The sequence below is a fragment of the Dyadobacter subterraneus genome (assembly GCF_015221875.1).
Taxonomy (GTDB): domain Bacteria; phylum Bacteroidota; class Bacteroidia; order Cytophagales; family Spirosomataceae; genus Dyadobacter; species Dyadobacter subterraneus.
This window is the reverse complement of the sequence record NZ_JACYGY010000001.1, coordinates 848,495-870,348: the sequence shown is the minus strand read 5'-3', so window position 1 is coordinate 870,348 and position 21,854 is coordinate 848,495. Positions and strand designations below refer to the sequence as shown.

General features: G+C 39.4%; 20 protein-coding genes. 13 read left to right on the top strand and 7 right to left on the bottom strand.

Annotation, left to right across the window (positions count from 1 at the left end; all coding sequences use genetic code 11):
* Positions 1 to 60 precede the first annotated feature (60 nt).
* On the bottom strand, positions 61 to 447 hold the full coding sequence (locus IEE83_RS03720) for a winged helix-turn-helix transcriptional regulator (protein WP_194119276.1): 387 nt from the start codon (positions 445 to 447) through the stop codon (positions 61 to 63).
* 96 nt (positions 448 to 543) lie between these two features.
* On the opposite strand from IEE83_RS03720, the gene IEE83_RS03715 reads away from it, so the two are divergent.
* The 4 genes from IEE83_RS03715 (at position 544) to IEE83_RS03700 (ending at position 5,456) form a co-directional block, all read left to right on the top strand.
* A complete protein-coding gene (locus IEE83_RS03715; RefSeq protein WP_194119275.1) occupies positions 544 to 1,176 on the top strand; it encodes an NAD(P)H-dependent oxidoreductase in 633 nt (210 codons plus the stop codon).
* Positions 1,177 to 1,214: 38 nt separating this feature from the next.
* A complete protein-coding gene (locus IEE83_RS03710; protein WP_194119274.1) occupies positions 1,215 to 1,919 on the top strand; it encodes a DsbA family oxidoreductase in 705 nt (234 codons plus the stop codon).
* Between the two features lie 101 nt (positions 1,920 to 2,020).
* Positions 2,021 to 2,845, top strand: coding sequence for an ion transporter (locus IEE83_RS03705; protein WP_194119273.1), 825 nt, complete (start codon positions 2,021 to 2,023; stop codon positions 2,843 to 2,845).
* A 37-nt stretch (positions 2,846 to 2,882) separates the two neighbouring features.
* Positions 2,883 to 5,456 (top strand): DUF5686 and carboxypeptidase regulatory-like domain-containing protein, encoded by a 2,574-nt coding sequence (locus IEE83_RS03700; protein ID WP_194119272.1) that lies wholly within the window; start codon positions 2,883 to 2,885, stop codon positions 5,454 to 5,456.
* A gap of 89 nt (positions 5,457 to 5,545) precedes the next feature.
* On the opposite strand, the gene IEE83_RS03695 is transcribed toward IEE83_RS03700, so the two are convergent.
* A complete protein-coding gene (locus IEE83_RS03695; RefSeq protein ID WP_194119271.1) occupies positions 5,546 to 7,411 on the bottom strand; it encodes a M1 family metallopeptidase in 1,866 nt (621 codons plus the stop codon).
* A gap of 344 nt (positions 7,412 to 7,755) precedes the next feature.
* Between IEE83_RS03695 and IEE83_RS03690 the strand changes: the two genes are divergently transcribed.
* The gene (locus IEE83_RS03690; RefSeq protein ID WP_026628251.1) at positions 7,756 to 7,920 is read left to right on the top strand and encodes a DUF1328 family protein; all 165 of its coding nucleotides are present in this window, start codon (positions 7,756 to 7,758) and stop codon (positions 7,918 to 7,920) included.
* 83 nt (positions 7,921 to 8,003) lie between these two features.
* Here the strand turns inward: IEE83_RS03690 and guaA are convergent, their stop codons facing one another.
* Positions 8,004 to 9,533 (bottom strand): glutamine-hydrolyzing GMP synthase, encoded by a 1,530-nt coding sequence (guaA, locus tag IEE83_RS03685; protein ID WP_194119270.1) that lies wholly within the window; start codon positions 9,531 to 9,533, stop codon positions 8,004 to 8,006.
* A gap of 189 nt (positions 9,534 to 9,722) precedes the next feature.
* Between guaA and IEE83_RS03680 the strand changes: the two genes are divergently transcribed.
* On the top strand, positions 9,723 to 9,914 hold the full coding sequence (locus IEE83_RS03680; RefSeq protein WP_194119269.1) for a cold-shock protein: 192 nt from the start codon (positions 9,723 to 9,725) through the stop codon (positions 9,912 to 9,914).
* A gap of 75 nt (positions 9,915 to 9,989) precedes the next feature.
* Here IEE83_RS03680 and IEE83_RS03675 read toward each other — a convergent pair whose 3' ends face one another.
* Positions 9,990 to 11,474, bottom strand: coding sequence for a glycine--tRNA ligase (locus IEE83_RS03675; protein ID WP_194119268.1), 1,485 nt, complete (start codon positions 11,472 to 11,474; stop codon positions 9,990 to 9,992).
* 152 nt (positions 11,475 to 11,626) lie between these two features.
* On the opposite strand from IEE83_RS03675, the gene IEE83_RS03670 reads away from it, so the two are divergent.
* From IEE83_RS03670 to IEE83_RS03660, 3 genes are read left to right on the top strand one after another with little or no spacing between them, the layout of a single operon-like run.
* Positions 11,627 to 11,836 (top strand): type II toxin-antitoxin system VapB family antitoxin, encoded by a 210-nt coding sequence (locus IEE83_RS03670; RefSeq protein WP_194119267.1) that lies wholly within the window; start codon positions 11,627 to 11,629, stop codon positions 11,834 to 11,836.
* A complete protein-coding gene (vapC, locus tag IEE83_RS03665; protein ID WP_194119266.1) occupies positions 11,817 to 12,221 on the top strand; it encodes a type II toxin-antitoxin system VapC family toxin in 405 nt (134 codons plus the stop codon). The genes IEE83_RS03670 and vapC overlap by 20 nt, the downstream gene beginning before the upstream one ends.
* A 51-nt stretch (positions 12,222 to 12,272) precedes the next feature.
* The gene (locus tag IEE83_RS03660) at positions 12,273 to 13,247 is read left to right on the top strand and encodes a ComEA family DNA-binding protein (RefSeq protein ID WP_194119265.1); all 975 of its coding nucleotides are present in this window, start codon (positions 12,273 to 12,275) and stop codon (positions 13,245 to 13,247) included.
* A gap of 99 nt (positions 13,248 to 13,346) precedes the next feature.
* Here IEE83_RS03660 and IEE83_RS03655 read toward each other — a convergent pair whose 3' ends face one another.
* On the bottom strand, positions 13,347 to 14,117 hold the full coding sequence (locus tag IEE83_RS03655) for an LOG family protein (RefSeq protein WP_194119264.1): 771 nt from the start codon (positions 14,115 to 14,117) through the stop codon (positions 13,347 to 13,349).
* A 128-nt stretch (positions 14,118 to 14,245) separates the two neighbouring features.
* On the opposite strand from IEE83_RS03655, the gene rpiB reads away from it, so the two are divergent.
* Entirely contained in the window at positions 14,246 to 14,677 is a 432-nt protein-coding gene (gene rpiB / locus IEE83_RS03650) for a ribose 5-phosphate isomerase B (RefSeq protein WP_194119263.1), read from the top strand.
* Positions 14,678 to 14,720: 43 nt separating this feature from the next.
* Here the strand turns inward: rpiB and IEE83_RS03645 are convergent, their stop codons facing one another.
* On the bottom strand, positions 14,721 to 16,130 hold the full coding sequence (locus tag IEE83_RS03645; RefSeq protein ID WP_194119262.1) for a hypothetical protein: 1,410 nt from the start codon (positions 16,128 to 16,130) through the stop codon (positions 14,721 to 14,723).
* A 183-nt stretch (positions 16,131 to 16,313) separates the two neighbouring features.
* On the opposite strand from IEE83_RS03645, the gene rbfA reads away from it, so the two are divergent.
* From rbfA to IEE83_RS03630, 3 genes are read left to right on the top strand one after another with little or no spacing between them, the layout of a single operon-like run.
* Positions 16,314 to 16,697: a 30S ribosome-binding factor RbfA gene (gene rbfA, locus IEE83_RS03640; protein ID WP_137340808.1), complete on the top strand. Its 384-nt coding sequence runs from the start codon at positions 16,314 to 16,316 to the stop codon at positions 16,695 to 16,697.
* A gap of 18 nt (positions 16,698 to 16,715) precedes the next feature.
* Complete coding sequence (locus tag IEE83_RS03635) at positions 16,716 to 17,945, top strand: ABC transporter permease (RefSeq protein WP_194119261.1); 1,230 nt, start codon at positions 16,716 to 16,718, stop codon at positions 17,943 to 17,945.
* A gap of 59 nt (positions 17,946 to 18,004) precedes the next feature.
* A complete protein-coding gene (locus IEE83_RS03630; RefSeq protein ID WP_228101665.1) occupies positions 18,005 to 20,626 on the top strand; it encodes a M1 family metallopeptidase in 2,622 nt (873 codons plus the stop codon).
* 72 nt (positions 20,627 to 20,698) lie between these two features.
* Here IEE83_RS03630 and IEE83_RS03625 read toward each other — a convergent pair whose 3' ends face one another.
* Positions 20,699 to 21,766 (bottom strand): substrate-binding domain-containing protein, encoded by a 1,068-nt coding sequence (locus IEE83_RS03625; protein ID WP_194119260.1) that lies wholly within the window; start codon positions 21,764 to 21,766, stop codon positions 20,699 to 20,701.
* Positions 21,767 to 21,854 lie beyond the last annotated feature (88 nt).

Below are 21,854 nucleotides of genomic sequence, written 5' to 3'. Positions count from 1 at the left end.
TATACTCTTGCTTTCAACTCTTTTGCATTTTATAACCTTAACGCAGCAGGTAATAATTTTTCAACTTTCAACCAGAACCGCCTTCCCCATTACCTGATTTCTGTGCTTTATTCCCCAAACTCTTAGCACATCGATTAATTCTCTTAAAGATTTCCCATGTTCGGTCAGCGTGTATTCCACTACAACCGGAATTGAATCATAAACTGTGCGTTTTACCAGTTCATGCGCTTCCAGGTCTCTTAATTCCTTTGACAACATCTTATCCGTAATATTCGGAATTTCTTTGGCGATTTGTGTGAAACGCTTGTTCCCAAACATCAGTGAAATAATGATTTGAAGCTTCCACTTCCCGTTCAATGCATCCAGTGCGTCGCGAACGGGCAGCAAACTTTTTGAACAATCACTGTGTGATAATCTCTCTTGAAATAATTCCTCTTTTGCTTCCATGTCTTTTGAATATTGCACTATCCTATTGTATAGTACTTACAAATGTATAGCTTATTTATTTAAGTTTGCACATCTAAATTATAAATTGAAACAAGAATGAGTAACCTGATAGAAACACTGAACTGGCGATATGCTACTAAAAGAATGACTGGTGAGAAAGTTCCGGCTGCAAAACTGGATATAATCTTAGAGGCTATTAAACTTTCGCCATCGTCAGCGGGCTTACAGCCATATACCGTGTTCATAATCGAAGACCAGGAAATTAAAGAGAAAATTCAGAAAATAGCATTTATGCAGCCTCAGATCGCAGAAGCTTCTCATTTGATTGTATTTGCATCCTGGACAAAAATTACGGCTGAGCATATTGACGAATACATGAATCTGATCTCCGAAACACGCGGCGTTTCTTCGGAGTCTTTGGACGGATTTAGAACTTCTATCACGAACGGCATTTTACGTCGTCCCGAAGAAATTAACGCACAATGGGCAGCGCGACAAGCATATATTGCTCTGGGACATGCACTTGTGGCCGCAGCTTCCGAACAAATTGATGCGACGCCGATGGAAGGTTTTGATGCGAACGGCCTGGATGAAATTTTAGGGTTAAACGAAAAAGGTTTGCATAGTGTTGTGATCATGACGCTGGGCTATCGTGACGCCGAAAAAGACGTTTTGGCAAGCGCCAAAAAAGTAAGAAGGTCTCATGAAGAGCTTTTCGTTACGATCTAATAATTTATAAACATTGCTCAAATTAAACAGAAGCAATCATGAAAGTTGAAATATGGAGTGACGTCATGTGTCCATGGTGTTATATAGGAAAACGCAAATTCGAAAAAGCGTTAGAGCAATTTCCTCAAAAAGACAGAATTGAGGTTGAATGGAAAAGTTTTCAGTTGAATCCCGATATGAAAACAGATCCAAGCCGAACCATTGTTGAATATCTTGCCGACGTAAAAGGTTTCACAGTTGACCACGCTACACAAATGCTGGATAATGTGACAAATATTGCAGCAGAAGTTGGTTTGGAATACAATATGGAGAAAACAGTTCTGGCCAATTCATTTGACAGCCACCGTTTTATCCAGTTTGCCAAGAAAAATAAACTGGGAGATGCAGCCGAAGAACAATTGTTCCACGCTTACTTTACTGAAGGAAAAAATACAGCCGACCACGATACGCTGATTGATCTTGGAACAAAAATCGGACTTGATGCGGAAGAATTGAAAAGTGTTCTTGACAGCAACCAATATGCTGATGCCGTTCGTAAAGATGTTTACGAAGCACAGCAAGTCGGCGTTCGTGGAGTTCCGTTTTTTGTTTTGGACAGGAAATATGCCGTTTCAGGCGCACAGCAGCCAGAAACATTTTTGGGAGCACTTCAACAGTCTTTTCAGGAATGGGAAAAAGAAAATCCAGCGCCGCTTGTAAGCCTTGCAGATGGTGATAGTTGTGACATTGACGGAAACTGTTAATCACAATACTTTCTGATTTAAACTTTAAAGCCCGGTTATCGCGTTTTGCGCAATAACCGGGCTTTTTCTTACATTGCCAGCCAACAATACCAAAGTCGGCCATGGCAATAAATCGTAATTCTTTACGCGGAAAACTTTTCATTATCATTTTTGGGGCAAATACAAAAAGAGGACGTTTGTTCGACGTCTTTCTTTTATGGTTTATCCTGATCAGTATTCTCGTCGTTTGCCTTGAAAGCGTTCCAAAAATTCGCGATCAGTACGAATCTGTATTTTTCTATCTTGAAACTTTCTTCACGATTATTTTCACGGTAGAATATTTTCTAAGAATATACAGTCACCCGAAGCCGCTCAAATATTTATTGAGTTTTTACGGAATCATTGATCTTTTATCCATCATCCCCTACTACCTCACTTACTTTTCACCGGCAAGCCATTACCTCATCACGATCAGAATTTTACGACTTCTACGCGTATTCAGGATTTTGAAATTGAGCAGCTTTGTACATCATGCTCAGGTACTTAAATCCGCACTCGCTTCAAGTTTGCAAAAAATAACCGTCTTCATGCTCTTCATTGTTGCCCTGGTTTTAATCATAGGCACGATTATGTATGTAGTTGAAGGAGAGGAAAACGGCTTTACCAGTATTCCTCAAAGTATATATTGGGCCATTGTTACAATTACGACGGTCGGATATGGAGATCTTACCCCACAAACTTCATTAGGACAAGTAATTTCATCGATTGTGATGATCATGGGTTACGCCATTATAGCCGTACCAACTGGAATCGTTACGGTTGAAATGTCAAGATCTCAGCCGCCGGTTGCCAGTAAGGTTGATCAAGCCGAATGTTTGTCCTGCGGTAAATCAATGCCGGTAAATGCTAATTTTTGCAGTAATTGCGGACATCCGCTTAAAGAATAGAAAACAAGATTTAAAATTATAGCCGACATTCACCTTTATGCGTTTTATCCTTTATTCCCTGCTTTTATGTTTTACAATTACTCTTTCCCAGGCCGGAGGAATAAAAGGACGCATATCAAATAAAAATGGAGACGCACTTCCTTACGCAGGTATTGTGGTGCACGGAACGGGCGACGGAACCATTGCCAACGATGAAGGTTTATACGAATTCAGTCTCCCACCCGGAACATATCAGCTTGTTTTCCAATATCTGGGTTTCAAAACATTAACTCAAACTGTTGTTGTAGGAAATGATTTTAAAGAATTAAATATTACCCTGGAAGAGCAGGCGCTCAGCCTTGGCGAATTTACGGTTGGAAATAAAAGAGAAGATCCGGCCTACACAATAATGCGCAAATCGATTGCAAAAGCACGTTTCCATCAATTACAAATTCGATCATATCAGGCAAAAGTATATTCCCGCAGTACGGCTTTACCAACAAAAATTCCTTATCTGATTGAAAAACGTTTCAAAAAAGAAGGGATTCAGGAAGGAAAAGCGATTATCAATGAAAGCGTCGCCGAAATTCAATATCGCCGTCCAAACAGTTTTAAGCAACATATTATTTCAACCAGAAATAGTTTGGACAATAGTATTCCTTCGCCCAATGAATATATTCTGGCGAGCTTGTATAGTCCGGAAATTGCCGGAACGATTTCTCCTCTTTCTCCAAAAGCGTTTGCTTATTACAAATTTGAATACGAAGGTTATTTTGAAGACCGGGGCCAGATTATCAACAAAATCAAAGTAATTCCGAAAGCTTATGGAGAAGGTGTTTTCCGTGGCAGTTTATACATTATTGACGACCGCTGGGCAATTCATAGTTACGATCTGGAAACGACGAATAGCGGACTGGATATTTTTGCAAAACAGATTTTCAATCCGGTTCAAAATATTTGGTTACCTGTCAATCAGCAATTTAGGATTAAGGGAAGTTATCTTGGCTTTGCAGGAGAATTTAAATATCTGGTTTCGCTGACGTATCAAAAACTGGATATTGATCCGGGTTTGAAAGAAGAAATTGTGGTAAATGATCCAAAGGTTGATCCGGAAACGGCTGAGAAAGTAAAAAAGAAAAACCTGGAAAAAATGATTCAGGAACAGAAGGCCTTTTCAACCAAAAACCTGAGAAAATATACCAGGGAATACGATAAAGAATTAAAGAAAGAGAGAAAAAAGAATGGGGAAGATCAACGTGTTGTACGTGAGGATTCGATTATTGTAGATTCTTCGGCGAACAAAAGAGATACAACTTATTGGGAAAATCTCCGTCCCGTTCCATTGACTAATACCGAAGTTCAGAGTTACGCATTGCAGGATAGCATCAAAATTGCCAGGGATGAAAGAAAGGCAAATGATCACCCGGATTCTACGAATTTCAAGCCTCATCACATTCTGCTTGGCAATACGTACAAATTAAGCAACAAAAATTCAGTTCATATTGAAAGTCCGTTTCTGGGTTTTTATTACAATACCGTTGAAGGCTATGCGCTTAACCTGGCCGCGGAATATCAGAAGAAATGGGGAAAATCGAGCTATTTTTCTGTCCGCCCGTATGCGCGATACACTTTTGGAAGAGACCGGTTTAATGGAAATCTCCAAATGAATGTTGGTAATGCAAATTCAAATCTGATGGTAACTGCCGGTGAAATGGTTAATCAAATTAACCGGGATAATCCGATCACACCTTTTGGAAACACGGTTTCAACATTGATTTTTGAAAGAAACAGGGCGAAACTTTACCAGTCAAAATTTGCCAAAGCCCAATATGATATCAGGAATATTTTTGATATCGTCAACATTAGTACGAGTCTGGAATATGAACAGCGCAAGGAATTATTCAATATGGAAAATATTAATTCCTACATTGACTGGCCAAAACGTGTATTTACGCCAAACCGTCCAATAAATGACGAAGAAAATAATACCGGATTCCCCGATCACGATGCGATGATTTTCCAGATCAGCGCTGATATTCGTCCCTGGCGGCGATATGTTGTAAGAAACGGAGAAAAGCGTTATTTGAGAACCAGAAAACCTGCTTTTAGTATTTTGTATAAAAGTGGATTGCCCTTTGCAGGAGACGTAGACTATAAATTTTTACAGGGAGGAATTCGTCAATCTATTGAATTGGGACCTAGAAACACAGTGAGTTATTCAGTAAAAGGAGGTGGATTTTTAAGTAAAAAGGAAATGTATTTCCCGGATTTCAGACATTTCCTGGGTAATGAATCGTTTTTCAGAATGGGTGATCCGCTGACACAATTCCGAAGTTTGCCTTATTACGAACATAGTACAAGACAATGGTTTATCGAAGGCCACGCACTCTGGTCGATGCAGCGGTTTTTAGTAACCCAGGTTCCTGCTTTAAGATTGACAGGTATTAAAGAAACGGTTCAGGTTCATTACCTTTTCTCTCCAACTTCCAGACATTATTCCGAGCTGGTTTACGGTCTGGATCATATTTTTAAGTTCTTCCGAATAGAAACCGTCGCCCAGTTTGACGAAGCAAAACTGCAAAAAATAGAATTCCGGGTTGGGACGATATTCAGGATTTCGGATTTAAGATAATAGTAACTTCGGCTGTCGGCAGTCGGCTATCAGATTTTCGCCAAAATTAAATTTAAAGCGATAGTAAGAAAGCCGATGGCCGATCGCCTTTATCTTACTTCATTTATCTTTTCTCCTTTAAATCTTGGAGCAACTTTTGGCAACGATGGATAAGTATTATTTTCAGGATTAATATCTGCCATACGACCGCTTGGGTCAATGACAATTCTGTCTACATCCGTCATAGCGCGATCAATTGAAAAAGTATATTCCGGATAAGTCCAGCCCCAATCTGATAACAAAGTCGTTTTCGAATAAAGTTTTTCTACTTTTTCTCCACGCATCATTTCCAAAGGAATGTAAAAATTCTCTTGCGACCCATCTTTGTAACTTACTACGATATCAAGCGGCATCGGCATTTGTCCAATTCTTTCGATCACAACATCCGTTTTACCGGCGTTGGAAACAACTTCTTTAATGCCGTAATCAATTGTTTTTGTTGTTCCAATAAAATCCTCCCAATACCAATCCAGTTCCAGGCCGGATTCTTTTTCCATGATCCGTTTCAGGTCTGTCGGGTTTGGATGTTTGTATTTCCATTCGTTGAAATATCGTTTCATTCCATTTTCAAACTTATCTTTTCCGATAATGTAACTAAGCTGATTCAGGAATACTGCGCCTTTGGAATAACTTGCAATACTGTACGCTCTGTTTGTATTATAATGATCCGCATGGGTTGTCATGGGTTCTTCCAGACCGGACTTAACAAGATTTCTATAACTCGCCGTTGTCGCACGCAATGGGTCTGATTTAGACTGGAACAATTCTGCCAAAACGAGATTTTGCGCATAGGTTGTAAAACCTTCATCCATCCAGGAATATTTTGATTCATTGGTTCCTAACAATCCCTGGAACCAGCTGTGAATAGATTCATGAACGGCTACACTAACCAAACCTGACAAATTAGAATGCCCGGTAATCAGCGTCGCCATCGGATATTCCATGCCGCCGTCACCACCCTGAATGATCGAATATTGTTTGTAAGGATAACGACCGAATTTCTGGTTCATAATCTTAAAAGATTGAACCGCCAAAGGTTCCATTTCTTTCCAGACATTCGCCAGCGTATCGGTTTGATAGAAAAAATTGAGATCAAGGTTATCGTCTACTTTTACAACATCATGTTTGTAATCACGATCTGCTGCCCACATAAAATCGTGAACTTCCGGTGCGATAAAATGCCAGGTTAACTTTTCGCCAGCTTTATGCGGAACATCTTTTTTGCTGTAACCGTAACCGATTTTCTCCGGATTTTGAAGATATCCTGTCGCTGCAACAATGTAGGAAGCGTCCAAAGTAATTTTCACATCAAAATCTCCCCAGACACCATAGAATTCACGGGCGATGTAAGGATTGGAATGCCAGCCTTCATAATCATATTCACAAAGTTTTGGATACCACTGTGCTACCGAATAATCAATACCTTCACTATTATCTCTTCCATTTCTACGAATCTGAATTGGAACCTGGGCTTCAAACTCCATATCAAAAGTGTGCTGCGTTTTTGGAAGAATCTTTTCATTCAAAGTCACTTCCAGAATAGTCCCGACAACCTGATATTTCAAAGGCTTGCCGTTTTGTTTCAACGATAGAATTTTTTCGTATCCAATTTCATTTGGAGACAATTTTGAAATCCTGTCTTTCACCCGCGGATCAGGATCGCTGATTACTCTTGACCGAACATCCATCTGGCTTCCCGGCTGGAAAGCGTTCATGTAGAGATGATAAAAAACTTTTGTAAGCGTATCCGGTGAATTGTTGCTGTAAACCAGTTTTTGGGTGCCAGTATATTGATGCTTGGTAACATCAAAATCGATATTCATTTGATACTTGACACGCTGCTGCCAACGATCCGACTGGGCAAAAGTGGCTGTGCAGGTTAAGCCAGCCAGAACAACAAAAAGCAATTTATTCATTCTACTATACTATTTTTCAAAAATTTAAAAGTCGTGCAAAGTACGGCTAATGACGCATTTAGCAATATCACAACCTTAATTCACCATTATATTGCTAAGACAACTATGAATAAGTCAATATTATTTCATTTGTATATTCAATTTGTAACTTATTCTACCAATTTTGCGCATATTCTGGGCAGCAATCTCCACACAAAAGGTCAATTTTGGCGAAACAAACGCAGGTAAACCGTTAATAATCACATTATTTCATAGAATCATTTCCTGGCATATATTTAGTAATAATATCAGCAAAGACATTCATCAATTAAACTTATTTTTATCAACTAAACTATTTGTCAATTATGCTTAGATGGACAGTAATATTTCTGATCGTTGCCATCATTGCCGGAGTACTTGGATTTGGTGGAATTGCAGCTGGAGCTGCCGGAATTGCTAAAATACTTTTCTTTGTTTTCTTGGTTTTATTTGTATTGAGTTTGATCAGCCGCGGAGTCGGGCGATCCTGATGATATATAACATGACCTATGGTATAATGGAAAAAGCGAGCTGAAACAGCCCGCTTTTCTTTTTATTGGTTAAAATCAAAACCTTATTCCCACTCAATTGTTGCAGGTGGTTTTGAAGAAATATCATAAACAACGCGGTTAACGCCTTTTACTTTATTGATAATATCATTGGAAACTTCGGCAAGGAAATCATATGGCAGGTGAGCCCAGTCGGCTGTCATACCATCAACAGAAGTTACAGCTCTCAACGCAACCACACTTTCGTAAGTACGCTCATCGCCCATTACACCTACACTTTTAACAGGAAGAAGCATTACTCCAGCCTGCCAAACTTCATTATACAAATTCCATTTTCTTAGTCCGCCAATAAAAATCGCGTCAACTTCCTGTAAAATAGCTACTTTTTCAGGAGTGATTTCTCCCAAAATACGAATTGCTAAACCTGGTCCAGGGAAGGGATGACGGCCAAGAATTGTCGGATCTATATTCAGTGTTTTACCAACCAATCTTACTTCATCTTTAAATAAAGTATTCAGCGGCTCAACCACTTTCAATTTCATAAAATCCGGTAAACCACCTACGTTATGGTGTGATTTAATGGTAGCAGAAGGTCCTTTAACTGAAACAGATTCAATCACGTCCGGATAAATTGTACCCTGACCTAACCATTTCACATCTTCAATTAAATGTGATTCCTGATCAAAAACGTCAATAAATGCTTTTCCGATTGCTTTTCTTTTTGCTTCCGGATCAGATAAACCGTCAAGCGCACTATAAAACAAATCTTTCGCATCTACACCTTTGATGTTCAGACCCATATGACGATAAGAATCAAGCACCTGCTCGAACTCTTCTTTTCTTAGTAATCCGTTATCTACAAAAATACAGAACAGATTTTTACCGATTGCCTGGTGAACCAAAGTCGCAGCAACAGTAGAATCCACACCACCTGAAAGTGCCATAACAACACGGTCATTTCCAAGTTTCGTTTTCAGACTTGCAATTGTTTGTTCAACAAAAGCATCTGCCGTCCAGTCTTGTTTGCATCCGCAGATACCAACAACGAAATTATGCATCAACTGCTTTCCTTCCGTAGAATGGGTCACTTCCGGGTGAAACTGAATCCCGTAAGTAAGCTCATTTTCAATTTTGAAAGCAGCAACTTTCACAGATTCTGTGGAAGCGATGATATGGAAATCATCCGGAATACTAACAATGGTATCTCCGTGTGACATCCAAACTTGTGATGTCTGAGAAATTCCAGTCAAAAGTGAAGAATCTTCATCATCAATTTCCAAACGCGCACGGCCATATTCTCTGTGCTGAGAAGGTTTTACATCTCCGCCAAAAGAATGAGCCATCAGCTGAGCACCATAACAAACACCCAGAATCGGTACTATTTTCCTGAATTTACTAAAATCAAGGTAAGGCGCATCTTCGTCCCTCACGGAGCAAGGACTGCCTGAAAGAATAACACCTTTGATATTTGGAGTCAGCTCCGGGAAATTGTTGTATGGATGGATTTCACAATAAACATTGAGTTCCCGAACCCGACGCGCAATTAATTGCGTGTATTGTGAGCCAAAATCTAGAATAAGAATCTGTTCAGTCATAGAAAATGCGATATAAACCGCAAAGGTACAGTTTAACTATGACAGAATGAAAAATATCAAAAAAACATATGAAATAACTTTCAACACTATGGCTTAGCAAAGAAAATACTTCATTATTTTACTATTCCGACTTGTAAATAAGTTTCGAATCTTATTATATTTGTTTAACATTTCAATATTATAATTTTTATGAATCAAGGAACAATTAAATTCTTTAACGACGCAAAAGGATACGGCTTCGTTAAAGACGCAGAAACAGGACAAGATTATTTCGTACATATCTCCGGTCTTGTAGACGAAGTTCGCGAAAACGACGAGGTTACTTTTGATCTTCAGGAAGGTCGCAAAGGACTGAATGCCGTTAATGTTAAGCTTGCATAAACAGGACTTAATAGAAAACAAAAAGGGTTTCCGATATTGGAAACCCTTTTTTGTTAGTAATATTTTGAACTTGGATCAGATCATTTCAAGGATTCTTTCCATTGAAACCTGATAACCGATTTTCTCTCTCAATTCACTGATCGCAACACGCTCCTGCTCCATTGAATCACGGTGACGGATGGTAACGGTGTCATCTTCCATGGTCTGGTAATCAACCACAACACAGAATGGTGTTCCGATTAGATCCTGACGTGTATAACGTTTTCCTATCGCTGCGCCATCATCATAAGTTGTACGGAAAGCAGATTTCAGAGAATTTGTAATCGCCTGAGCTTTTTCAGCCAAACCATCTTTTTTCACCAAAGGTAAAACTGCTACCTTGAAAGGAGCCAGTGCCGGGTGTAATTTCAGATAGGTACGTTCTTTTAAAGAATCTCCCTCCCCTACTGTTTCTTTGGTATAAGCATTGCAAAAAGTCGCAAGGAAAAGACGATCAGCGCCAACAGAAGTTTCTACGACATAAGGAATATAGTTTCCGTAAGGTTTTCCATTTTCGTCAAGATCCGCGTCAAAATATTGAAGTTTTTTGCGGGACAATTCCTGATGGTTACGAAGGTCAAAATCCGTACGTGAATGAATTCCTTCCATTTCACGGAAACCAAACGGAAATTTGTATTCGATATCTACGGCCGCATTTGCATAATGCGCAAGCTTTTCGTGATCGTGGAATTTGAGACTATCTGCTGGCAAACCAAGTGCAATATGGAATTTCATACGCGCTTCTTTCCAGTTGTTATACCAGGTCATTTCAGTGCCAGGGCGAATGAAAAACTGCATTTCCATTTGTTCAAATTCACGCATACGGAAAGTGAACTGGCGTGCAACGATTTCATTACGGAATGCTTTTCCGATTTGGGCAATACCAAACGGAACTTTCATACGACCGCTTTTCTGCACATTCAGAAAGTTGACAAAAATCCCCTGAGCCGTTTCCGGACGCAGATATATCAAACTTGAATCTTCTGCAACCGATCCTACCTGCGTACTGAACATCAGGTTGAACTGACGAACTTCCGTCCAGTTAGCCGTATTGGAAACAGCACATTTTATATTTTCAGCAATAATTAATTCACGAACACCTTCAAGATCCTCAGCGCTTAGCAAACGGCCCATTTCAGCAAGCAAAGCCTGCGCTTTTTCCGGCTGACCATCTGCTTCGTATTGTTCCGCTTTTGCTTCCAAAAGCTGATCCGCGCGGTAGCGTTTTTTGGAATCTTTATTATCAATCATAGGATCGCTGAACCCGTCAACATGGCCGGAAGCTTTCCAGGTAAGCGGATGCATGAAAATGGAAGCATCAATACCAACAATATTATCGTTCAGCTGCGTCATGGCTTTCCACCACACTGCTTTCAGGTTATTTTTCAATTCCACACCATTCTGACCGTAGTCATAAACGGCTTGCAATCCATCATATATTTCCGAAGAAGGGAATACAAATCCGTATTCTTTGGCATGCCCTACAATATCTTGTAAAGAGGTAGCAGGTGATTCGCTCATTATTGATTCAGACAATTGATTAATAAACAAAGGTTTTGGATTGTAAATTTTCAGGTTTTTACAATCAGTTGGCAAAATTAGGGAATTTGATGGCAAACAATAACCATGTGTATAAAATTTGTATATTTGTGTGTATTCAAAATTGAAAAATTATGAGAACGAATGTGGAAATTGATGAAAACAAGATTGAAAAAATAAGAGATTTCGATCAAAATCTGAAGACTAAAAAAGAAATAATAGACTTTGCTCTGTCTGAATTGATTAATCAAATGCGCCGTCAGAGATTACTACAATCAAAAGGTAAAGGCGGCTGGGATGATGATCTGGAAAAAATGAGAACTTATGACGTACCGTCTTTTTGATACATCTGTTTGGATAGATTTTAGAAATGGAATTAAATCCGGCCAAACGGATCTTTTAACGGAATCAATTAAAGCTAACAAAGTTTGTTCCTGCCCGGTTATTATTCAGGAATTTCTTCAAGGCATTAAAATAGATCGGGATTTTTATCAATATGAAGAAGATTTTAAAGGACTAAACTCCCTAATATTAGATCCTTATTTTGCTGCAACCTCTGCCGCTCAACTTTATCGGTCAATTCGTAAACTTGGTATCACCATTCGCAAACCTAATGATTGCCTGATTGCTTTTTATGCAATTCATTTTAATCTTGAACTTTGCCACAACGACATTGATTTTGATCGTATCGCTGAAAATACTTCTCTAAAAATCTGGAAACCATTTTAACTTTCCAACGTCAAAAGCCGGACTAACATTTTTGTCCCAAACTTTTGGCCTATGCTCCGACGAATACTTGATCAGCTTGAAGATTTTTTCGGTATTTCCAGAAAGCAGGCCCGCGCAGCTTTCGTATTAATGTTCCTATCATTTTTTCTGATCTGGACTCCGTTTATTCTCAGACGATGGATTCTGCCACTTTTTCCAACTTCGTCAGAACCGGTCGATACACAAAAACTTGACAGCATAGCCGCTCAACTTGAACAAGACGCTGCTTTGCAGGAAGAAGAAAACGAGAGTAAATATTCAAAAAAGGAATATTCAAAAACTCTGGCTAAACCAGTTCATCTGTTTTTTTTCGATCCTAATACAGCTTCGGTTGATCAGTTGGAAGAGCTGGGTATTCCAGCCTTTATCGCAAAACGTATTGATAAATACCGCTCAAAAGGAGGAAAGTTTAGAAAGAAGGAAGATTTGCTAAATATTTATGATTTCCCTTCCGACGTCTATCAAAAGCTGGAATCGTATATCAAACTTCCCGAATTAAGTTCAGCTTTTCCAAAATCAAAATATCCGGAAAAAACATATTCCAATAATTCCTTACCCAAAGAAGTCAAAGCATATAACAAACCACTTATTGTTCCATTCGATATCAACACAACCGATACGACTCAGCTTATCAAGCTTAAAGGAATTGGCAGCAAATTGTCTTTACGAATTTTAAAATTCAGGGATGGCTTAGGCGGATTTCATTCGACAAGTCAGTTTTCAGAGATTTTCGGACTTGATTCTCTCGCACTTACAGAACTGAATAAATATGCCAAAATTCAAAGTCCGGTTAAAAAGATTAATATCAATACTGCAACTGCGGAGGAATTAGGACAGCATTCTTATCTGCGTAATAAAAAGATCAATTCTGTAATCATTAACTACCGAACACAGCATGGAGCTTATCAATCACTTGAAGATTTGAAAAAAGTCAGGGTTTTGGATGAGAAGGTTATTGAGAAGATTGGGCCTTATTTGGTGTTTTAAAATAAAGATCCCGAATTAAATCCCCACTGTAAAGCAGGAATTAAATCCGGGAATTAAATGTCTAAGTATTTATCAAACGGGAATTCAATAAATAATTCATCAGAAATTCGGTTTCAACAAATATTTTGAATAGAATTCATCAATCACATGCACAACCTCATCCGGCGTATCAACGATGCTGATTAATTTCAAATCAGCTTCATTAATATTTCCTGCCGCGAGCATTGTATTTTTTATCCAGTCCAAAAGCCCGGACCAATAGCTGCTTCCTACCAAGACAATCGGGAAACGGGCGATTTTCTTTGTCTGGATTAATGTCATCGCTTCAAATAATTCATCAAGCGTTCCAAATCCACCGGGCATTACGATAAAACCCTGGGAGTATTTGACAAACATTACCTTACGCACAAAAAAGAAATCGAAATTGATATTTTTATCGTGATCAATATAAGGATTGCTATGTTGCTCAAATGGCAGTTTAATGTTTAAACCAACCGATTTCCCGCCTTGCTCAAACGCACCTTTATTCCCCGCTTCCATGATACCGGGACCACCACCCGTAATTACGCCATATCCATGACGAACCAGTTTTGCAGCAATATCTTCTGTGATTTTGTAATAAGGATTGTCTGGTAAAGTTCGTGCAGAACCGAATATGGTTACACACGGACCTATTTTGGCCATTTTGTCAAAGCCTTCCACAAATTCGGCCATGACCTTGAAAATAACCCAGGAATCTGCACTTTTTATTTCACTCCAGTTACGGTCTTCAAATGCTTCTTTTATTCGTTTTTCATCTTCCGGAACGGAAGGATTAAGAAGGGATACGTCAATTAATTTTGAATTTCCTTCTTTTAATTCATCACTCATATTTTCAAAAAAATTTTAGTTCATTGATTTGCTGTTACCTTTGTGTTCTTTTTTTACGAGAGGCGAGAAAATTTAACAATTTCCAATAAAGAATTGTTAGTAACCTAGACACAATTAACAAAAAAGTAATGAAAAAAATTGCTATCGGTTCCGACCATGCTGGTTTTCCCTACAAGGAACCAATTACCACCTGGCTTACCAATAACGGTTATGAAGTGAAAGATTTTGGAACATATAGTGCAGACTCCGCGGATTATGCAGATTTCGCACATCCTGTGGCCAGCGGTGTTGAAAATAAGGAATTTGAAAAAGGAATTCTCTTATGCGGAAGCGGACAAGGCGTATGCATAACAGCCAACAAACACCAGGGAATCCGCGCTGCTTTGGTATGGGATCTTGAACTTGCAGCTTTGGCACGTCAGCATAACGATGCCAACATAATCTGCATTCCTGTGCGTTTTATAACCTTGGAAACAGCGATAGCCAGTGTCGAAGCATTTTTAAATACAGAATTCGAAGGAGGAAGACACCAAACACGGGTGGATAAAATCGCTTGCTAGCTTATTAATTGAGAGCGGCGGCCGCTCTCAATTCTCAACTGAATCAAATTTTCTGATAAATCCCCTTCCACTGACTCAACTTATATTGATTTTGAAGGGCAGGAACGCGTGCCAGAAGTTTTGGCATTAAATTCGCTTTATCAATAACATAATCAGGCGGATCTTTACGGAAATTGTCATAAACGTGAATTACGCTGTCAAAATGATCCAGATTTCTTAGATCGTAGCTTGATAAATCCCAGTTTAAATAAGGTGTAGCGCTGAAATTTTCGCTATATTCTCCAGCGTGCTGGCCTAAAACAAGTATTCTTTTATTTTTGATATCGGGCGGCAAAGAGGCTGATTTTGATCTTAAATTTTCCAGTTTACCCATCGAAATCCCTGGTAAAATTCCTCTTGTTCCCTGATACTGTATGAAGACGATAATCGCCGTCATCAACACAAACTGAAATTCATCTCCAAGACTTTTTCTTTTGAAACTCTGAAAGTAATGGGTTGCAAAAAACGCGGCCGGCGGAATGAAAATCACAAACTGCATCGGAGCGAGATACTGCATTAACGGAATTGTAAAAACTGCAACGATAAACCACAAAGCCATCACCTGCTGAATTCTGGTTTGGTAATTTACAAATCTTAATGTGGTAAAAATCCTTGTGAAACCCATAATCCCAAAACCTAGCGGAAGAATCAGCGAGGCAAATAATGACGAAAAATCGTTAAGATTATATTGTTTTACCTGAAAAACCGAGGTCAGCAAATTTCGGTTTAGACTTTCAATCCCATCATTGATATAGAAAAATAACAGTACCATGAGCAGAGGAAAAATCGATCCGAAAAGTCCAAGTAAATGGTGACGGATTGTTGCGCCGGTATAAAAAAGCAAAGCCAGGAAAGCCCAGATCATAAATAAGGAAGCCGGCAGATAAAATAAGGTAGCGATACCAATGTAAAGCCCCATTTCAAAAACCTGGTTGGTGGCTTCCCGTTTTACCAATATTTTCACAATGAGACCAAAGGCAAAAAGCAAAAAAGTATTGGCCATCAGCATGGGTGAAAGTGTGCCGAGGTCAAAAGAAATATTCAGGAAGATTGCATACAAAGCGCCGGGAATGTAAGTGCGCTCAGGAAAAACTTCGCGGGAATAAATCACATAATTGAAATAAAGTATCTGGATAATTCCCAGTCCGGCAGCAGCCAGTTGATAAGCCCATTGCGCCCTTCCAAAAAGAGAATCTATGAGCCAGTATGTTAATCCCGAGAATGGGCTGACATTATCCCAAACATCGCGGTAAAGCATAAAACCATGATTCATTTGCTCTCCGACGAGCATCCAGCTCAGTTCCGGTATCAGTAAAGGTATCCCCCCAAAAAAGAACGGCAGCCTTAGCAGTAGGAAAAATACCACTAAACTAATCATCTGATAAGCCGCGTTAACCCGAAAAAAACTAAGCAAGAAACTGGATGGTTAGATAGGACGACATGAATACTTTCACGAAATTACAACGTAGGGGTCTACAAAAACAAAATAAGTATGGATATTTGTATTAAATATAGTAGTTGAGAGAAGTTAAGGGTGGCAGCGGAAAGGTTAATATTACAAGAAAACCATAGTTCCAAAGTCGCTAATCAGAAAAAGATGGAATCGAAGAGACAACAAAAAGTAGGGAGACAAATCCAGAAGGATTTAGGTGAAATTTTTCAGCAGGATGCAAAACATTTGGTAAACGGCACTTTCGTGACGATAACCGCCGTTCGTGTTTCTCCTGATTTGGGAATTGCACGGGCATATCTAAGTTTTTTACCAGAAAAGAACAAGTTATTTTTACTTGAAACGATAAAGGAAAATACCAAATTTATAAGACAAAAATTGGCAGAACGTGTTCGTCATCAGTTAAGAATTGTGCCTCATTTGCAATTTTATATTGATGATACTGCCGAGTATGCAGCAAAAATGGATCTTTTGTTTGCAGATATAGTAATTCCTCCTGCTCAACCAGACGAAGAAGAAGAAACGAATTGATTTTTCGCGTTACTGACAATGAACCTTTCGTACCGAATTGCCATTCGCTATTTTTTTTCCCGTAATAAACGCAGCTTCATTAGTGTGATAGCACGCATCGCCATGGCCGGCGTTGCTGTTGGAACGATGGCGATGGTTGTGGTTCTTTCCGTTTTTAACGGCATGGAAGATCTGAACCGTAAAATGTTTAAAACTTTTGATGCAGATGTAACCATTACCCCTGCCGAAGGAAAACGTTTTATAGTTTCTGATACACTTTTGAAAGCAATCAAATCGGTTGAGGGAGTCAATATTATCACGCAGGTTATCGAAGATAATTCCCTGGCGCGATATGGAAATCAGCAAACAATTGTGAGGCTGAAAGGTGTTGACAGCACTTTTTCCAGACGCGGACAACTTGATACTGCATTGATAGAAGGCTCATTAAAACTTTACGGCCAAAATGGAACGCCGTATGCTATTATCTCGGAAGGAGTCAGAAATGCATTATCGATTTCTCTTAGTGATATTTTAACACCTCTGGAACTGTGGTATCCCAAAACAGGAACAAAAACATTGAATGTGACTTCTACCGAAGCATTTAATCAAACCCTGATTCGTCCGGGCGGTGTTTTTTTTATTGAAAACAGGTATGACGATTATGTCATTGCGCCACTGCCGATCGTTGAATCTTTGCTTCAATATCAGGGGCAGCGTTCCTCACTTGAAATAAAAATTGCCCCTCAGGGATTTCTGGAAAAAGATGTGGCTGAAAACATTGAGGCAAAAATCGGAAAGAAATTTATAGTGCGCGACAGAGACGCAATGAACGCAGATCTGCTTCGTGCAATTCGTGTTGAAAAATTGTTTGTTGCCGTTACATTATCCTTTATTATTTTAGTGGCCGCAATCAATATTTTCTTCTCTCTCAGCATGTTAGCTATCGAAAAGAAAAAAGATGTATCCATGCTTTATGCACTTGGCGCTACACCTACGCTGATCAGAAATATATTTCTGGCCGAGGGAGCAATTGTTGCGTTGTCGGGGGCAATTGTGGGAATATTGAGTGGCATACTTATTTGCTGGTTGCAGATGAGTTATGGGCTTGTCTCCATGGGCATGTCCACAGCGCTCGTTGATGCTTATCCTGTTAAATTAATCTGGCAGGATATACTTTTAACCGCAGGTATTATCGTTATCATAACCTTGGCCGTTTCATACATTCCGGCACGCCGCGCTGCATTGTCCGGCCAGACCCTGATTGTTTGATCAGGCCGATTTAAAGTAATACGATTTAACACTTCAAAACTTTGTCCAAACTCAAAAATATGTCCAAACCAAAAGCAGATATGACCGGTAATGAAAATAACGTATTGCTGCGTAACGGTCTCTGTAACTTCTTTGGAATAGCTTTATTATTCATTGCTTTTGGTGTTAATGCCAGAAATATTGCTGCTGAAAGAGATACGGTTTTAAGAAGAAATCCGGGTGTGATTACGCGCCAGGGACCATACCGTCCTTCGAGAACTTTGAAACACGATCTTATTCATACCCGTCTGGATGTAGAATTTGACTGGCTTAGGCAGCATGTTCACGGCTCAGCTGTGATTTCTATGAAGCCTCATTTCTATCCCCAAAATACCGTTGAGCTGGACGCAAAGGGATTTGATATCCAGGGAATTTTTCAACTTGAAAAGCCTGGTGATTTCGGTTCTGCTTCTATAAATGACCTTTCCAAGAAATCAAATAAAAAGCTTGAATACACTTACGACAAACGTAAGTTAATCATCAAATTGGGCCGGGAATATACCTCGAAGGATACGCTGTTTGTTAAAATCGACTATGTAGCAAAACCGAACGAACTTCCCCGCGACCAGCAAAACGATAATCCAAATGATAAGGGTTTATACTTTATCAATCCGGACGGAATGGATGAAGGTAAACCAAAGCAAATCTGGACTCAGGGAGAAACGGAAGGAAGTTCTTGCTGGTTTCCAACGGTTGATGCACCCAATGTGAAATTCACTCAGGATATTTATATAACGGTTGACAGCACTTATAAAACGCTTTCCAACGGACTTTTAATTTCTCAGGAACCGGACAACAGCGGCTTGCGTACAGATCATTGGAAACAAACGCTTCCCGCTGCTCCATATCTTACAATGCTTGCCGTTGGTGATTTTGCCGTTGCAAAAGATATGATGCCAAACGGACTCGAACTTAGCTATTACGTTGAGCCAAAATACGGCGGCGATGCACATGCAATTTTTGGTCGTACGCCTGAAATGATGGCGTTTTTTTCCAATATTTTCGGGATAGAATATCCATGGGAAAAATATGCGCAGATCGCAGTGAGAGATTTTGTGGCAGGTGCTATGGAAAATACCACGGCTACTGTGCATGAAGAAGGTGTCCAAACGGATGCACGTTCTATTTTAGATGGAAATTCAGATGCAGTTATTGCCCACGAACTGGCACATCACTGGTTCGGGGATTATGTAACGGCCGAGGAATGGGGACAACTTCCGCTTAATGAATCCTTTGCCAACTATTCAGAATATTTATGGAGTGAATATTACATCGGAAAAAATGAAGCAGACTGGCAGAATTTGCAGGAACTGAAAACATATCTTGCAGAAGCCGAAACCAAGCAGGTTCCTATGATCCGGTATTTTTATAAGGATCGTGAAAATATGTTTGATAGCCACTCCTACGCAAAAGGTGGAAGGATTCTGCATATGCTCAGAAAATATGTTGGTGATGATGCTTTCTTCAAATCTTTACAAACATATCTGAAAGCGCATGCGTTGGGAACAGCAGAAATTTCTGATCTCCGTGAAGCTTTTGAAAAAGTGACAGGAGAAGATTTAAACTGGTTTTTTGATCAATGGTTTTTGCGTCCGGGTCATCCTTTACTTAAAATCAAACAGGAATATTCAACAGCAACGAATAAGGTTTTGTTGAAAATTAACCAGACACAGGATACACTGGCTTCAACCGTTTACCGGCTTCCGCTGAAAGTGGATGTCTGGACTGGCGGGAAGAAAAATCGTTACAGTGTGTTGGTTGATAAGGCAAACCAAACCCTGGAATTTCCATCGGCCAAAAAACCTGATCTGGTAGTATTTGATGCAGAATCTCAACTTCTTGGCAGCGTGGAACAGGAAAAAGACCACGCGGAACTGGTTTATCAATACAATCATTCCGATCAGTTTTTGCAAAAATATGATGCATTAGCCCAGTTGGAAGGAAAATTAAAGGATTCAACAGCCAGAAATGTTTTGATCAAAGCGATGACCGACCCTTTCTGGAAATTACGCCAAATGGCTATTTCCAACTTCGCAGAATATGACGGAGATGGTTTTGCAGCAATTGAAAAAATAATTCAGAGCCGTGCCCGCACCGACAGACATCCTCAGGTTCGTGCCGAAGCAATTATTACATTGGCTTCATTTGGTGATAACAATAACGATCCTGTTTTCCGTGAAGCATTGAGTGATAGTTCTTATCAGGTGGTCTCAGTAGCGCTTGACAAATATCTTGTCAATCAGCCTGCTGATGCAAAAGATGTTGCAGCACAATTTGCAGATTCTCCGGATGATGCAATCGTGGCTTCGGTAGGAAATTATTACGCCGGACTGGCTGAACCTGATCGCTACGATTGGTTTCTTGACAAAATGAAGCGTATGAAACCTACGGAAAAATATAATTTCCTCCAGGTATTTGGGAAATATCTTATCAAATCAAAACAGGATGTACAGCGCAAAAGTATTCCTGTTCTGGAAGGAATGGCTCGTAATAATCCTTCTTATTTCGTACGTTTTGGCGCTTATCAGGCACTTGGTTTATTAACAGATATTCAGGGTGTACCGGCGATCCGAAAAGATATTCGTGCCAAGGAAACCGAGCCTAAATTGAAAGAAATGTATACACAGTTTGGAGAATTGTAAGATTATAGATTTAAACAAAAAGAGGATTTCAGCGATGCCGAAATCCTCTTTTTTTATGCTCCAAATATTTTCTTATTGCTCAGGATCCAAATAATATTCCAGATTTTCCAAAGTGATGATATCGAGCGGAAGGAATTTGATTGACGAAATATCTTTCTTAAAAACAAGATAATTAGCCAGTTGAAAAATTCCCCAATAACCCTGTCCTACCGGGTTTTGATTAATCACAAAGTCAATATATCCCTCGTTGATATAATGTATATTTTGAGGTACTAAATCGTATCCTACCAGTTTGATATCTTTGATATGATTTCTTTCAAGGTATTTGGCAATTTCAAAAGCTTTTGAATTTGTAACGTAAATGGCTTTCAAATCTTTTTCGGATTTCCTCAGTTCATTCAGTTTATCATCAAATAGCTCCCCTTCCGAGAAATTAAGCTCTGTACCGATGACTTTGTATTTATCCGTAAGACCCTTTTTTACAAAGAAATCCTTAAAACCCTTTTCCTTTGTTATCAAATGTGCGGAGTTAGGAAGATCTTCATTGATGTGCACAACCATCATCGTACAAGCAGAAGGCAACCCGAAATTCAGGATTTTAGCGGCTAAAAATCCACTTTGATACGAATCCTGTCCGATGTAACAAAGAGGGGCTACATCTGCAATCTGGGTATTGAACAGGACGTACGGAATATTGGAATTTTCCCATTCTTTAAAAAAAGGAAGAACCTCTTTATAGAATAATGGCGCAACCAGCAGTCCGTCCGGATTTTCATTTGATGCTTCTCTCGCTTTTGTAATAAAAGAATCCACATCATGCGGATCGAAAATAAACCGGCTGATCGAAATTCCGTATTGCCTTAGCTCCTTTTCAGCTTTCGCGAGTCCGGTTTCAGGAGCTTCCCAGTATGGATCCGTTTTAGGATCCGGTATTAACGCGATAAAATTATATGTACGCTGTGTTTTCAACGACTGAGCCAAAAAATTAGGCTCATAATTCATCTCTTTTATAATTTGCAAAACCTTTTCACGAACCTCTTCCGATACCCTGCCCCGGTTATGCAAAACCCGGTCCACTGTTCCTTTGGATGTCTCTGCCCTTTCTGCTATATCTTTTATTCTTACAATTTTCTTTTTCACTTTCTCCTGGTAAATAACGAATGGGAATTCTTCCCGTATGGTGTATATAAAAATAGTACAATTAACTATCCTTTATCAAAAAACTTAG